The organism is Pseudomonas sp. NPDC088368 (assembly GCF_044753445.1).
Taxonomy (GTDB): domain Bacteria; phylum Pseudomonadota; class Gammaproteobacteria; order Pseudomonadales; family Pseudomonadaceae; genus Aquipseudomonas; species Aquipseudomonas bambusae.
Window position 1 is genome coordinate 524,706 of sequence record NZ_JBIVNG010000001.1, and the last position, 14,464, is coordinate 539,169.

Genomic DNA, 14,464 nt, shown 5'->3' on the forward strand with positions numbered 1-14,464 from the left:
ATTCCTCACACACCGTGGGCCGCAAGCCGCGCGGCGTACCAGCGCGAAAACTGATCGACGTAGGATTCGGTGAACGCCGAAAACGGGCCGGGGGAGTACGCAGGGTCTTGCGTGCCGCTGTGGGTGATCGCCACCAGATCGGCGTCTTGCAGGTTGGTGGCGTTCCACACCTCCACCAGCCTGTCGACGTTGTAATCAACGCCCTCCACGGCGTCGGCGTTCACCAGCCATTTGGTGCGCACCAGGGTTTTGCCCGGTTCCAGCGGAATGATGTAGGCAATCACTGCGTGATCGCTCATCACGTGGGTCCAGGAGTTGTGGGTCCACAGGTGCACATCGCCCAGGTCGCGGCGAGTCAGGTCGCCAAACAGCTTGGTGCAGGCGACGCGGGTGTCGAGGGTTTGCGATTCGCCATTGCCAGCGATCACCAAACGCTGCGTACGAAATTGCGTCACGGCGTCCACGTCCAGATGCTCGACGGCATCGCAGACGAAGCCTTCGTCCTCCCAGCTTTTCTTCGCGGCGGCGTTGCGCTGTTCGTATTCGTCCAGGGCTTTAAGGGATTCTTCGCTCAAGCCATCTGCGCAAAAGCCGAAGTCTTCTGGCAGGAATGAAGCCGTAAGTTCCGGGTGCGTGCCTGCGCAGTGGTAACACTCACGGTTATTCTCGATCACCAGTTTCCAATTGCCGTTCTCGATGATTTCCGATTCATGGGCAATTTTAGTGTGGGTCATGTTGTAAGGTGCGAACCGCGGAGTCAGGGTCTGTTCAAGGTGCGCGATATCTTCCGGCGGTTGTTCACCCAGGCACACGAATATATGTGCGCCGACCACTTTGGTATGAACGGGAATCAAACTTCTGCAGTTGGCGTTGAAGTCTTTGCCCATGTGCGCGGCATGTTTGAGGCTGCCATCCAGGTCATACGTCCATTGATGATAAGGGCAGACCAACATGCCCACCGTGGACTTGCCCGCCGGTTTCAACCGTGCGCCGCGATGGCGGCAGACGTTGCGGAACGCCTGAATCTGCTCGTCGTCATCGCGCACAAGCAGGATCGAGGATTTGCCAATGTCGATGGTCGAAACATCGCCGGGCTCGGGAATGTCTGCCGTCACGCCGACCAATATCCAGTGCTGATTAAAGAAGATATGGACATCGTTCTCAAAGATGTCTTCACGACCGAATAACGCGCCGTTCATGCCATGACCGGGCGTTCGCGTGGCAACTAACTGGCGATGGAAATCGACGGCGGCAATGCTCATGACTGCACCTCAGAGGCTGGATCTTATAAGGGGATGTGTTCGATGAGCCCAGTATCGAGAGGGCAGAAAAAAGCGTCAACGCGCTATATTTTCAGGTTCGCATAGCTGGAAGTTATGCCAAGGCTCAGGCGAGCCAGATGTCAATCATCTGCCTGATCCACCGCTTTCGCTGCCGTCGTAACCTCAGGCGTCTCCCGCAGGTTTTGCGTGTGCCACGGATCTTGGTTCAGACCCGATTCCTGTGGGAGCAGCCGGAGGTTACGACGGCCGCGAAGGTGGTGTGTCTGGCTGAAAATGTCCAACTGACCCAGTGCGCAACCATTCCACCAACCCCTGCACCAACGGCGTGGCCTTGCGCCCGTTGGGCACAACCACGTAATAGGCATCCTTGGGCCTGACCACGTAGGACGTCAGCCGCACCAATTCCCCTCGGGCCAGCAACGGTTCAAGCAGCCGGTTCCAGCCCAGCGCCACGCCATGCCCCTGCAACGCGGCTTGGATGGTGTCGGTGTACGAGCTGCAACGCAGGGCGTATTTGAGGCGGGGACGCTCGTCGCCCAAGGCTTTGAACCAGCCGTTCCAGGTCATCCAGCCTTCCAGCGTGGCGTCGGAGTCGATCAGCTCCACGTGCATGAAGTCTTCCGCCGAAACTGGCGCGGTGTGGGTCGCGAGCCACCCCGGCGAACACACTGGAAACACCTCTTCGTCGAGCAGGAAAATCGACGTGCCGTCGTCCCATTTGCCATCGCCGTAACGCACCGCCAGGTCGATGTCGTCGCTGCGCAAATCCGGGGTGAGCATGTGGGTGACCAGCCGCAAATGCAGGTTCGGCTGCTCCCGTCGCAAGGTGCCCAGGCGCGGCAGAATCCGCAGCTGGGAAAATGCCGAAGTGCTGGCGAGGACGATTTCCTGCTCGCTGATGCCTTCGTGAATCTTGTCGAAGACCCCCGCGACCCGTTGCAGGGATTCGGACGTCACCGAAAACAGCGTGTAGCCCTCGCTGGTCAGCTTGATCGCCCGGTGCAGGCGATGGAACAGCCGAGTGCCGAGGGTTTCTTCGAGAAAGCGAATCTGCTTGCTGACCGCCGCCTGCGTCACCCCCAATTCCTGCGCTGCGAGGGTGAAGCTGCTGAGCCGGGCGACAGCCTCGAACACCAGCAGCGCCGTCATTGACGGGATCAGGCGTCGGTAGCCTTTGACCTTCTTCGAGGGCTCTTCTTTTAGCGGCGCTGCTTGAGGGGGAGAGTCGGACTGCATAAGCGCGCCAGGTGCGGGGTGATTGACACAGCGTCATTCGAATGTACACGGATGTACATCAAAGAAGCGGGGGCGTACAGTTCATTCACTCACAATCGAACAAAGGCGACATCAGATGTCGGTATCAGGCAAGGAACGAGGCAAATCCCAGGACTCCGGCTGGCGCGGTTCGCCGGAAGGATGGCTGGAAGCTGCCTACGACGCCTTGAAGGAATCCGGTGTGGACGCCGTGCGCGTCATGCCCCTGGCCAAGCGCCTGAACCTCTCTCGCACCAGCTTTTATTGGTTCTTTCAGGACCGCGAACAATTGCTGGCCGCCTTGCTGGCCCGCTGGAAGGACAACAACACCGGCGGCATGGTCAAGCAGTCCGAAGGGTATGCCGAAAACATCACCGAAGCGATCCTCAACGTTTTTGAATGCTGGCTGAACCCCGAGCTGTTCGATTCCCAATTCGAATTCGCGGTGCGCAGTTGGGCTTTGCAGTCCGAGGAAGTGGCCTCGGAAATCGCCGCTGCGGACGACTCACGTATCAACGCACTGGCTGCGATGTTCCGCCGCTTCGGCTACGACCCCGACGCCGCTGACACACGGGCGCGGACGATTTACCTTACGCAGATCGGTTACATCTCGATGAAGACCAGCGAAGACATCACCGAGCGTTTCCGACGCATCCCGCATTACGTGGCGATTTTTACCGGCAAGGCCCCGAAACGACGGGAGTTGGACCGTTTCTACGGCGCCTTCGGTTACGCCGAAAAAGAGCCGGGGGAATTCGTGCCCCTCGCCGAGACGTTCGAAGAGACCGCCCATGGCAACTGAACGCGTCGGCATCATCGGCGGCACTGGCTGGTTGGGTGGCGGGCTGGCTCACGCATTGCTCGATACGGGGTTCATTCCGGCAAACCAATTGATCGTGTCGAACCGTTCGGGCAGCCACCCATTGGCGGACACTGGCGCTCAAGTGCTGGCCGACAATCAGGCGTTGGTGGAGGCCAGCGATGTGGTGATCCTGTCCGTGCGCCCCGAACAGTTCAAGGCGCTGAACATTCGGGCGACGGGGAAACGGGTGATTTCGCTGATGGCGGGTGTCACGTCTCGGACGATCAGTGCCGCGACCGGGGCTTCCGTCATTGTTCGCGCAATGCCCAATGCAGCGATTGAAATCCGGCAGTCGTTCACGCCCTGGTATTGCGCCCAAGGGTTGGACGCGGTTGAGGTGGCGTTCATTCAGGGCTTGCTCGAATGCGTGGGCACGGCCAGTCGGGTGCCGACGGAAGACGGCATCGATTATTTGAGTGCGCTGTCGGGCACCGGGCCGGCGTTTCCCGCGCTGTTGATGACGGCGTTGACGCGGCAGGCGGTGATCGCAGGCATTCCCGAAGACGTGGCGCGGCAGGCGGCGAAAGGGGTGGTGGTATCGGCGAGCCAGTTGCTGGCCAATCACGATCCGCAAGGGATGATTGATGCGTTGGTGGCGTACAAAGGCGTGACGGCCGCGGGGTTGCAGCGCTTGATCGAGGCGGGGTTTGAAGAGCAGATAGGCCGCGCAGTGCAGGCGGGGGCTGATATCGCACGGAAAGGCATGTAATGCGCGGTGCTTAAATCGCCTGACCCTCCTTTCTATCTGGATGAAACACGCCCCCCTTGTGGGAGCGAATTCATTCGCGAGGGGCCAGGTCAGACGATGCATCTCTATCGGCTGATTTTTTTTTCGCGAATAAATTCGCTCCCACAGGTCTGGCGTCTCCCACAGGACCTGCGGCGTACCGAGACCCTGTGTTCAGCGCTGCAATCTGTGCCGGATCTACAAATCCTTCACCAACCGCAACGCATCGTAAATCGCCGCATGGGTGTTGCGCGCCGCCACCGCATCGCCAATCCGGAACAGCTGGAAACGTCCTTCAGGATTGGTGACCAGGTTCTGCGCCTTGCCCGCGATCAAATCGTGCTGTTCCACCGCGCCCTGGTTGCTGGACAGCGGACGCAGTTCGAAATACAGCTCGTCCATCGGCAACGTGCCGTGGTTGATCACCACTTGATCGACGATGCGCTCTTTGTTGACCTTCCCGTAGTCGCTGCCGAAGATCGCGGCGAGTTTGCCGTCGCGACGTTGCACGGCTTCCACGCGATAAGTCACGGTGAACACCACGTCCAGGTCTTGCAGGCTGCGCATGTAGGGCACCAGGTTCATGGCCATGACTTCCGGGGAGAAAGAGCGGTCCGGCGTCACGACTTCCAGACGCGCACCGCTCTGGGCGATCACTTCGGCAGCCTGCAATGCGGCATGGTCGCCCGCGTCGTCGAAAATCAGCACGTTCTTGCCCGGCTTTGCGTCACCGGAAATGATGTCCCAGGCCGAGACCACCAGTTCGTTGCCCTCTTTCAACACCTCGGTGTCGGGCAGGCCGCCGGTGGCGACGATCACCACGTCCGGCTCCAGGTCCAGCACCGTTTGCCCTTCGGCCCAGGTGTTGAACTGGAATTTCACCCCCAGTCGCTCGCACTGGGCCATGCGCCAGTCAATGATGCTGATCATCTCGCGACGACGTTCGCTGAGTGAGGTCAGGCGAATCTGCCCGCCCGGTTGATCCGCCGCTTCCAGCACCGTGACGTCATGCCCGCGTTCACCCGCGACCCGCGCCGCTTCCAGCCCGCCGGGGCCTGCGCCGATGACCACGACTTTGCGTTTCACCGCAGCCTTGGGAACCTCGTGGGGCATGGTGGTTTCGCGACCGGTGGCCGCGTTGTGAATGCAGTACGCCGCGCCGCCCTGATAGATGCGGTCCAGGCAGTAGTTAGCGCCGACGCAAGGACGAATCTCTTCTTCGCGCTTCTCGATGATCTTGCGCACGATGTGCGGGTCGGTCATGTGCGCGCGGGTCATGCCCACCATGTCGATCTTGCCCGAGGCGATGGCGTGGCGGGCGGTGGCGACGTCGGGAATCTTCGCGGCGTGAAAGGTCGGAAAGCCCGTGGCCGCACGAATCTCACCCGCGAAATCCAGGTGCGGCGAGTTGCGCATGCCCTGAATCGGGATCACGTCGGTCAGTCCGGCGTCGGTGTCGATGTGGCCTTTGACGACGTTGAGGAAGTCCACCAGCCCGCTGTCTTTCAAGCGTTTCGAAATCTCGATGCCGTCCGACGCACCGAAGCCCCCTGGCAAATCTTCATCGCCGGTGTAACGCACGCCGAGCAGGAAATCCTCGCCGCATTGTTTGCGAATGCCGCGCAGGATGTCGAAGGTGAAACGCAGGCGGTTATCCAGTGAACCGCCGTATTCGTTGTCCAGATCGTTGGTCAACGGCGACCAGAACTGGTCCATCAAGTGGCCGTAAGCCTGAAGCTCAAGGCCGTCCATGCCTGCCGCTTTCATGCGTTCGGCGGCGTCGACGTAATCCTTGATGATCCGCTGAATGTCCCAGTCTTCCAGCTTCTTGGGGAAAGAGCGGTGGGACGCTTCGCGACGATGGGACGGCGACACCACTGGCAGCCAGTCGGCCTTGTCCCAACGGGTACGCCGCCCGAGGTGGGTCAACTGGATCATGACCGCCGCGCCGTGTTCATGGCATTCGTCGGTCAGGTCCTTGAGCCAGCCCACCACCTCGTCCTTGTACGCCAGCACGTTGTTGAACACCGGCGGGCTGTCGCGGGACACCGCCGCCGACCCTGCGGTCATGGTCAGCGCCACACCGGCCTTGGCCCGTTCCACGTGATAAGCGCGATACAGGTCCTTGGGCATGCCATCCACCGGATACGCCGGTTCGTGGGAGGTCGTGATGATGCGGTTGCGCAGGGTGAGGTTCTTGATCTTATAGGGCTGCAGCAGAGGATCGCTGGACATGGTGGTGCGCTCCTGGAAGGGAACATCAGGCTAGGTTTGACGCGAAAGTATGTGAAATGTACACATGTGTCAATCGATGCAGACGCTGGTGTACATTTCGCTTGCTACCCCACTCAATGTGTGGATAAGATCGGCGCAACAGCTGGCCAAAGACTGGCGCGATTCACTCACTTCACTGCCACACCCAGTAACACCCATACACAACAGGGGAGATGCACGATGGTTGCTTATTCGCCGTATAAGAAAAAAAGTATTGGTTGGTTAGCAGGGGTCGCCTTGACGACTGTGAGTCTGTTCAGCCACGCCGCCGATCAACCGCCGGTGCGCATCGGCTGGGTCAACTGGTCGGACACTGAGATCACCGTCAAGCTGGCCACGCTGGTGCTGGAAGACCAGCTCAAGCAGCCGGTGAAACTGGTCATGGCCGACATCGGCATCCAGTTTCAGGCCATGGCCAACGGCAACATCGACATGATTCCGATGGTCTGGCTGCCGGGCACGCACAAGGCGTTCTACGACAAGTACAAGGACAAGATCGAAGACCTGGGCGTGCTGTATGAAGGGCGGATCGGCATGGCGGTGCCGGACATCGTCCCGGCCAGCGAAGTCTCCAGCCTGGCGGACCTGAACAAACCTGGGATCAGCGAGAAATTCGACGGCAAGATCCTGACCTCCGAAGTGGGCAACGGTCAGTACAAGCTCACCGAGAAGGTGCTCAACGACAAGAAAATCGTTGGCTACAAGATGGTCGCCTCTTCGGAAAGCGGCATGCTGAGTGAGCTGGACCGCAACCTCAAACGCGGCAAGTGGTCACTGGTCAACGCCTGGAGCCCGCACTGGATGTTCTCCAAATACCCGCTGCGTTATCTGGATGACCCTGAGCACCTTTTCGGCGGCGCCGAGCAGATCCACGCCTTCGCCCGCAAGGGATTCAGCGATCAATACCCGAAAGTGGCGCAGTTCTTCGCCCACTATTCGATCCCCAAGGACGATCTGCAAAAGATGATGCTGGAAGCGCGTTCCAGCTCGGCCGAGAAGGTCACCGCCGATTACTACGCCGCCAACAAACAGCGCTTCGCGGCGATGTTCAAGGACAACACCACGGCAGCGGTTACGCCTTGATCTGAAGCTCAACGATAAACGCGAAACCCCTGTAGCAGTCCGACTTGTCGGCGGCAGCGACCACACGGATGTCGCTGGCGAGCCGGACTGCTACAGGGGTTTCGTGTTTTTTTGCTTTTGCTTTTGCTTTTGCTTTTGCTTTGGCTTTTGCTTTTGCTTTTGCTTCTGCCGAAGGCGTGGGAGTTGGCTTGCCTACGATCTGCCCGGGGTCGCGTCCGACCGAAGCGGCAGCAAACTCTCACACCTTGGCTGTGTCAGGCACACCGCATTCACCGGTTCTACTGCCGCTTCGCACCAGATCGTAGGCAAGCCAACTCCTACGCCCTTCGGGCAGAATCAAAAGCAGATTGGCGGCGTAATAGTCCTGTGGGCCAGAATCAAAGGCAGATCGGCCGCATGGTCACCCTATCGGCCACAATCTAACCCTCACCCCGCCGTTTCATCCTTCTTCCCGCGAACCCCGCTCACGCTCCCACCACTGGTATTCACCTGCACATTCAGGCGCGGCGTCGCGAGGTCCATGCCGGCTTCATCGAGGTAGCGTTTCAGCGACAGGTTGAACGCCCGCGAGACTTCCCATTGTTTGATCGGTGCGGTCTTGAAGCGCGCGCGCAGGATGGCGTTGCCGGACTCGAAACTTTCCACCCCCTGAATCTCCAGCGGCGACCAGATGTTGCGGCGTTGCAGCGGGTCGGTGCGCATTTTCTGGCCCACGTCGCGAATCATCTTCAGCGCATCGTCGATGTTCATGTTCGACGGAATCGCGATGCGGAAGATCGCGTAGCCAAATTCCCGCGAGTAGTTCTGGATGCTCTTGATCTCGCTGAACGGGATCGTGTGCACGATCCCGTCGATGTCACGCAGGCGCACGGTGCGAATGGTCAGGCCTTCGACGGTGCCCAAATGCCCGCCGACGTCCACGTAATCGTCGATGGCGAGGGAGTCCTCGATGATGATGAACAGGCCGGTGATCAAATCCGCCACCAGCGACTGCGCACCGAAACCGATGGCCAGACCGATCACACCCGCACCGGCCAGCAGTGGCGTCACGTTCATCCCCATGTTCGCCAGCGCAACGATCACCGCGATGATGAAAATGGTCACGAACAGCACATTGCGGATCAGCGGCATCATCGTCTGCGCACGGGCGTTGGCCAGGCCTTTGCGCGAGCGGGTGAGGGCGTGATGAATCGCGGTGTCGGCGAGAATCCAGATCAGCCAGGCGAAGATCAGCGTGGTCGCCAGGCCGATGATGCGCACGCTGATGTCGTGGCCGTCGCCTTCGGAAAAGCGGATCAGCGACAGGCCCCAGACCCGCAGGCCCAGTTCGATGAACACCAGCCAGACCACCAGATGCGCCACGGTATAACCGAAGCTTTTCAGGCGATCCGAATACAGCGCATGGCGTCGATGACCGTGGGCCGGTTTTTGCGAGTGACGCCGCACCAGGCCGTTGATGACCATGCACAAGACCAGCAACACCGTGCAAATCAGCGACTGGCGCAGCGCGGTGCTGGTGTCGCCCGCCGAGAAGAACGTGGCGAACAGCGACACGCCCACCAGCACCAGTGCAGGCAAGTACCAGAAGCTGCCAAGGATTTCGATGGTGTCGCTCAGGGCGCGGCGTTTCAGACGGCGGGACAGCGGCTGATTGCGGATCAAATGCGCGATAGGCCGACGGAAGCGGACGATGAACAGCCCCGTGGAAATCGCCGCCATGACGTTGGCCAGGGTCGCGGTGGTGTGCGCCAGATGGGCCCCGAGACTGGCCACCAATCGCGGGTCGCTCAGCGCTTCACCGAAGGCGGCAAAGCTGCCGATCCACCACAGCGGCCGAAACGCCTGATGCCGCAGGATGTACAGCGCCTGATGCCGGTGAGGGCCGTCGAGCAGCGAAAAGGCAATCACGCAAATTGCCGAAAACAGCGTGCCGACGACAAGTGCATACGCCAGCACCATCGCCAGATCCCGGCCCAGCGACGGCGGCAGGGAATAGCTCAAGTAAACCGTGATGACCAGCGCAATCAGCCACGGCCCCAGTTTGCGTAGGGCGAAGCGCAGCATATCGGTCGGACGCGGGTGTTGCGGCAGTTCTTCCGACAGCCCGAAGCGCACCCGCACCCGATGGCTCAGCCAGATCAGCGCGGCGGCCAGCAAGCTCCACAGCGCGATCACCAAGGCGAAGCTGAACATGATCGGCCACCATTGATTGGCGGGCAGCAGCAGGTCCATCAGCTCTTGCTCGGCCAGCGACACCTCGTCGCCCCAGCGACTGAGCGGGCTGTCATCGCCGGTGAACTGCTTCTCGAAATCGTGAAGTGTGCTCCCGATCAGCCCCAGCACGCCTTGCTCGGCAGTGGGTTGGGCTTTCTTCGTGGCGTCGCGAAGCTTCTTCAGATCGTCCAGCAATTTGCTGCGTTGCTGATCGTTTTCCAGCGAGGTGATGACCTCGTCGAGGGACTGGCCCAAGGGTTCCTGGGCTTGAGGTTGGGCTTTCTGGCCACCGAGCAGGCTGGGCAATCCAGCGGCCTGGGTGAGCGCGAAAGGAAAGAGTGCCAGCAGAAAAATCAGCAACAGATGCGGCAGGGTAAAACGGGAAGGGGCAATCACCGGGTCATCAACCTCGATTAGGGACGGGTCGTTGATCCCATTGTAGGAGCCGGCTTGCTGGCGAAGGCCGTGGATCAGTCACAGATGAACTGGCTGATACTGCGCCTTCGCCAGCAAGCCGGCTCCCACAAGAGGCATTCACCATCAGGTCGGGCAGCGCCCGCCCAGTAGCGTTACGGCAACTCGGCACTCGCATAAAACGCGGTCAGCACTTTGACCAGATGTGCCAGGTCCTGACTCCCTGCCAGTTCACGGATCGAGTGCATGGCGAACGTTGGCAGGCCGATGTCCACGGTGCGCACGCCCAGATGCCCGGCGGTGATCGGGCCGATGGTCGAGCCACAGGCCATGTCGCTGCGCACCACGAAGCTCTGCACCGGAACTTCCTCTGCCATGCACAGATGGCGGAAGAAACCGGCGGTTTCGCTGTTGGTCGCGTAGCGCTGGTTGCTGTTGACCTTGATCACAGGGCCTGCGTTCAGTTTCGGGCCGTGGTTGCCGTCGTGCTTGTCAGCGTAGTTCGGGTGCACGCCGTGGGCGTTGTCGGCGGAAATCAGCAGCGACTTCTGCACCGTGCGCACGTAGTCGTCGCCTTCCGGCAGCAGACGTTGCAGCACTTGTTCCAGCATCGGGCCGTCGGCGCCGCACGCGGAGGTCGAGCCGACCTCTTCGTGGTCGGTGCAGATCAGCACGCAGGTCTCTTCGCCATCGGCATTGAGGAGCGCTTGCAGGCCCGCGAAGCACGACAGCAGGTTGTCCAGCCGCGCACCGGCGATGAAATCGCCGTTCAGGCCAATGACCGCCGCGCTTTGGGTGTCGTAAAAACTCAGCTCGTAATCGAGCACAACGTCGGCGTTAAGGCCGTGTTCGCGGGCGAGCTGATCGGTCAGCAGGGCGCGGAAATCGGCGCGCTCGTCACCGGCCACTTGGGCGAGGATCGGCGGCAATTCGTTCTGCGGGTTGATCTGCCAGCCTTCGTTGGCGGTGCGATTGAGGTGAATCGCCAGGTTAGGGATGATCGCGATGGGCAGCTTGAAGTCGATCAGTTGGCTTTCGACTTTGCCGTCGCGACGGAACGTGACACGGCCCGCGAGCGAGAGGTCACGGTCGAACCACGGGGCCAACAGCGCGCCGCCGTAGACCTCGACGCCCAACTGCCAGAAACCCTGACGCTGCAACTCGGGCTGGGGTTTGACCCGCAGGCAGGGGCTGTCGGTGTGAGCGCCCACGAGGCGAATCCCGCCGATCAAGGGCGACAGGCGACCCAGCTTGAAGGCGACGAGGGAAGAGTCGTTACGGGTGACGTAGTAGCGGCCACCGGTTTCGGTGTGCCAAGGCTCGCGTTCGTCGAGGCGCTGATAACCGGCGCCTTCGAGACGTTGCACCAGACTGGCGGTGGCGTGAAACGGGGTGGGAGAGGCCTTGAGAAAATCGATCAGGCCTTGGTTCAACTCTTCGCGCATAAGTTACTCCAGACAGCAATGGCGGGAGTTTACCGTATTGGTCGACGGGTTGCGCACGCTCCCACTCGGAATGCAATGGTTCTTAAAACGGCGCTGGACACTCGAACCGCAGCCGCTCTTTCGTCACCGGATGGCTGAACGTCAACATGCTCGCGTGCAGGCACAACCGCGGGTACGCCGCCAATGCTTCGGGATGTGCATACAACCCATCCCCCAACAACGGATGCCCGATCGACAACATATGCACGCGCAACTGATGGGAGCGGCCGGTAATCGGCGTCAGTTCCACGCGGCAATGGGTGTCATAGCGCTCCAACACCTTCCAGAACGTCAGCGCGTGTTTGCCGAGTTCGTGATCCACCACATGCCGAGGCTTGGTCGGCGGGTCGTAGCGCAAGGGCAAATCAATGCTGCCGCTGTCCAGCGTCGGTTGCCCCCACGCCAGTGCTGTGTAGGCCTTTTCGGTTTCCCGGTCATGAAATTGCCGCGACAACTCGCGATGGGTGTCCGCATCACGAGCCAGCAGAATGATCCCGGACGTTTCCCAATCCAGACGATGGACAATGCGCGCTTCGGGATAGCCGTTTTCCTGCAGGCGCGTAATCAGGCAGTCCTTGTTGTCGTCCGCACGACCAGGGACCGACAGCAGCAGGGTGGGCTTGTTCACCACCAGAACGGCATCGTCCTGATGGAGAATGTGAACATTGGACAGCGGCATCGAACAGCCTCGTGGCACTCTCAGAGCAAAAATCGGTGTGTTTACAAACGCCAACGGCGGCTCGCTCACCGCAATCCCGCGAAGGGATCAGGGCAACCGAGCCGCCGTGGCGACCGCCAGTTCGATCAACGATCAGGCAGGGTAATGTTGAGCTCCAGAATCGAGTAGCTGCCCTCGTTGTCGAGCGCAACCTGCACTTTATCGTCCTCGATCTGGACGTATTTACGGATCACTTCCACCAGCTCTTTCTGCAGAGCGGGCAGGTAGTCCGGGGTACTGCGTTGGCCGCGTTCATGCGCCACGATGATCTGTAGACGCTCTTTCGCGACCGATGCGGTACTGGGCTTTTTGTTGGCACGAAAGAAGTCAAAAATGTTCATTAGTTACCCCCGAACAGGCGTTCGAAAAATCCTTTTTTCTGTACGTCCAGGAAGCGGTGCTCGCGGTCTTTGCCCAGCAGGCGGTCGACGGCATCGCTGTACGCCTGACCGGCATCGCTCTGGTCGTCGAGGATGACAGGCACGCCCTGGTTGGAAGCCTTGAGCACAGCCTGGGATTCAGGAATCACGCCGAGCAGGGTGACGGCCAGGATTTCCTTGACGTCTTCCACGCCCAGCATTTCGCCCTTGCTCACGCGCTCAGGGTTGTAGCGGGTCAGGAGCAGGTGCTCCTTGATCGGGTCTTCGTTGCGCTCGGCACGGCGCGATTTGCTGGCCAGCAGGCCCAGCATGCGGTCCGAGTCACGGACGGAGGAGACTTCAGGGTTGGTCACGACGATCGCTTCGTCGGCGAAGTACATCGCCAGGTGAGCGCCCGTTTCGATACCGGCAGGGGAGTCGCAGACGATGTACTCGAAGGATTCCTTGAGTTCCATCAGGACCTTTTCCACGCCTTCTTTCGTCAGCGCTTCCTTGTCACGGGTCTGGCTGGCGGCCAGGACATAAAGACCTTCGATCTTCTTGTCCTTGATCAGCGCCTGTTGCAGGTTGGCTTCGCCATTGACCACGTTGACGAAGTCATACACGACGCGGCGCTCGCAACCCATGATCAGGTCGAGGTTACGCAGACCGACGTCGAAGTCGACGATGACCGTTTTGTGGCCGCGCAATGCGAGGCCGGTACCGATAGCGGCGCTGGTGGTGGTCTTGCCCACACCACCCTTGCCGGATGTAACCACGAGAATCTTGGCCAAGGTGTATCACCCCTAAAAGTAGGACGGCTAGTCCCTGAATAGCCCCTCATCACGCAGCGTTTTTCGAACAGAGAAAGAAACGAGCGTCTTGCGATGCTCATGTTTCGAGAAAACAAATGAATTTCCCGGATTTCCTTTCCCTTTGCATCGTTTTCGCGACGAATCAGAGTGGCTTTGAAAATGGCGCAGTATCCGTTAAAGACGGATGATGTTCAACACGTCACCGGACAGACTGACTTGTACCCCGGCCCCCCAGAGAGGGTCACGTCGCAGGTCTTCCGCAACCTTGTATTGCCCGGCGATGGAGACCAGTTCGGCCACCATTTGCTGGCAGAAAATCCGGGCCTTGGTGTCGCCCTTGATGCCTGCCAGTGCCCGGCCCCGCATCGGGCCATACACATGGATGTTGCCATCGGCGAGAAGTTCCGCACCGGGACTGACCGAGGAAATCACCACCAGGTCCGAACCTTGCGCGTAAATCTGCTGGCCGCCGCGCACCGGAGCCGTGATTATCTTGGTCGGCTTGATCAAAGGCTCCGGTGGTTTTTCCACCACTTCGGGCTTTTTCTTTATTTCACCTTCCGTCGGATCGAGGGGTCTTTCACGCGCGCCGGATGGCGGCAGGACCGGCAGGTCGATGGCAATGGCAGCGGCGATGTCTTCGATGCGGTTGGCGCGAATGGCCAGGGTGCGCAAGCCGTGATGGCGACAGATGCGCATCATCGCTTGCAGATCGACGGCGCCTTCGTTGGGGGGCAGCTTGTCCAGCGCCAGTACCAGCGGCGTATTGCTGAAGAAATTGGGCGCCTGAGCGACCTTGGCGGCCAGCTGACGATCCAGCGCTTCAAGGTTGTTACGGGCCAGTTCCAGCACGGTGATGGCCAGCATGCTGCCCTTCAGCTGGAACACGGGGTCCTTGTCTTGCAATTCGATTTGGCTCATGTCGGCATACAGCGGCTTGTCGCTAAAAGTGCCGAGACTTATAACGAGAACGCCCG

12 protein-coding genes are annotated in these 14,464 nt (G+C 60.2%); 3 read left to right on the forward strand and 9 right to left on the reverse strand.

The window, feature by feature from the left end; genetic code table 11:
• Positions 1-5: 5 nt before the first annotated feature.
• On the reverse strand, positions 6-1,262 hold the full coding sequence (locus ACIQAL_RS02255; RefSeq protein WP_401141923.1) for an SRPBCC family protein: 1,257 nt from the start codon (positions 1,260-1,262) through the stop codon (positions 6-8).
• A 258-nt stretch (positions 1,263-1,520) separates the two neighbouring features.
• Positions 1,521-2,519 (reverse strand): LysR substrate-binding domain-containing protein, encoded by a 999-nt coding sequence (locus ACIQAL_RS02260; RefSeq protein ID WP_401141926.1) that lies wholly within the window; start codon positions 2,517-2,519, stop codon positions 1,521-1,523.
• A gap of 115 nt (positions 2,520-2,634) precedes the next feature.
• On the opposite strand from ACIQAL_RS02260, the gene ACIQAL_RS02265 reads away from it, so the two are divergent.
• Complete coding sequence (locus ACIQAL_RS02265) at positions 2,635-3,339, forward strand: TetR/AcrR family transcriptional regulator (protein ID WP_166593375.1); 705 nt, start codon at positions 2,635-2,637, stop codon at positions 3,337-3,339.
• Positions 3,329-4,108 carry a pyrroline-5-carboxylate reductase family protein gene (locus ACIQAL_RS02270; protein WP_401141929.1) on the forward strand — a complete coding sequence of 260 codons (780 nt, stop codon included), beginning with the start codon at positions 3,329-3,331 and terminating at the stop codon, positions 4,106-4,108. The genes ACIQAL_RS02265 and ACIQAL_RS02270 overlap by 11 nt, the downstream gene beginning before the upstream one ends.
• 216 nt (positions 4,109-4,324) lie before the next feature.
• Here ACIQAL_RS02270 and ACIQAL_RS02275 read toward each other — a convergent pair whose 3' ends face one another.
• Positions 4,325-6,361, reverse strand: a complete 2,037-nt coding sequence (locus ACIQAL_RS02275) for an FAD-dependent oxidoreductase (RefSeq protein ID WP_401141931.1) — start codon at positions 6,359-6,361, stop codon at positions 4,325-4,327.
• 219 nt (positions 6,362-6,580) lie between these two features.
• Here ACIQAL_RS02275 and ACIQAL_RS02280 point away from each other — a divergent pair, with 219 nt between their 5' ends.
• Entirely contained in the window at positions 6,581-7,483 is a 903-nt protein-coding gene (locus tag ACIQAL_RS02280; RefSeq protein ID WP_341959481.1) for a glycine betaine ABC transporter substrate-binding protein, read from the forward strand.
• A 426-nt stretch (positions 7,484-7,909) separates the two neighbouring features.
• Here ACIQAL_RS02280 and ACIQAL_RS02285 read toward each other — a convergent pair whose 3' ends face one another.
• The 6 genes from ACIQAL_RS02285 to minC form a co-directional block, all read right to left on the reverse strand.
• A complete protein-coding gene (locus ACIQAL_RS02285) occupies positions 7,910-10,090 on the reverse strand; it encodes a mechanosensitive ion channel family protein (RefSeq protein WP_401142390.1) in 2,181 nt (726 codons plus the stop codon).
• A 176-nt stretch (positions 10,091-10,266) separates the two neighbouring features.
• A complete protein-coding gene (locus ACIQAL_RS02290; RefSeq protein ID WP_166593370.1) occupies positions 10,267-11,556 on the reverse strand; it encodes a M18 family aminopeptidase in 1,290 nt (429 codons plus the stop codon).
• A gap of 82 nt (positions 11,557-11,638) precedes the next feature.
• Positions 11,639-12,274, reverse strand: coding sequence for an RluA family pseudouridine synthase (locus ACIQAL_RS02295; protein WP_401141935.1), 636 nt, complete (start codon positions 12,272-12,274; stop codon positions 11,639-11,641).
• 125 nt (positions 12,275-12,399) lie between these two features.
• Complete coding sequence (gene minE / locus ACIQAL_RS02300; RefSeq protein WP_166593368.1) at positions 12,400-12,654, reverse strand: cell division topological specificity factor MinE; 255 nt, start codon at positions 12,652-12,654, stop codon at positions 12,400-12,402.
• A complete protein-coding gene (gene minD / locus ACIQAL_RS02305; RefSeq protein WP_062390343.1) occupies positions 12,654-13,466 on the reverse strand; it encodes a septum site-determining protein MinD in 813 nt (270 codons plus the stop codon). Before minD ends, minE begins: the two co-directional genes overlap by 1 nt.
• Before the next feature lie 195 nt (positions 13,467-13,661).
• Entirely contained in the window at positions 13,662-14,408 is a 747-nt protein-coding gene (gene minC, locus ACIQAL_RS02310) for a septum site-determining protein MinC (RefSeq protein ID WP_166593367.1), read from the reverse strand.
• Between the last annotated feature and the right edge of the window lie 56 nt (positions 14,409-14,464).

Coding starts and splice junctions, on each gene's coding strand:
- minC (WP_166593367.1), bottom strand. CDS start 14,408: ATGAGCCAAATCGAATTGCAAGACAAGGACCCCGTGTTCCAGCTGAAG.
- ACIQAL_RS02280 (WP_341959481.1), top strand. CDS start 6,581: ATGGTTGCTTATTCGCCGTATAAGAAAAAAAGTATTGGTTGGTTAGCA.
- minE (WP_166593368.1), bottom strand. CDS start 12,654: ATGAACATTTTTGACTTCTTTCGTGCCAACAAAAAGCCCAGTACCGCA.
- ACIQAL_RS02255 (WP_401141923.1), bottom strand. CDS start 1,262: ATGAGCATTGCCGCCGTCGATTTCCATCGCCAGTTAGTTGCCACGCGA.
- ACIQAL_RS02265 (WP_166593375.1), top strand. CDS start 2,635: ATGTCGGTATCAGGCAAGGAACGAGGCAAATCCCAGGACTCCGGCTGG.
- ACIQAL_RS02270 (WP_401141929.1), top strand. CDS start 3,329: ATGGCAACTGAACGCGTCGGCATCATCGGCGGCACTGGCTGGTTGGGT.
- ACIQAL_RS02275 (WP_401141931.1), bottom strand. CDS start 6,361: ATGTCCAGCGATCCTCTGCTGCAGCCCTATAAGATCAAGAACCTCACC.
- ACIQAL_RS02295 (WP_401141935.1), bottom strand. CDS start 12,274: ATGCCGCTGTCCAATGTTCACATTCTCCATCAGGACGATGCCGTTCTG.
- ACIQAL_RS02260 (WP_401141926.1), bottom strand. CDS start 2,519: ATGCAGTCCGACTCTCCCCCTCAAGCAGCGCCGCTAAAAGAAGAGCCC.
- ACIQAL_RS02290 (WP_166593370.1), bottom strand. CDS start 11,556: ATGCGCGAAGAGTTGAACCAAGGCCTGATCGATTTTCTCAAGGCCTCT.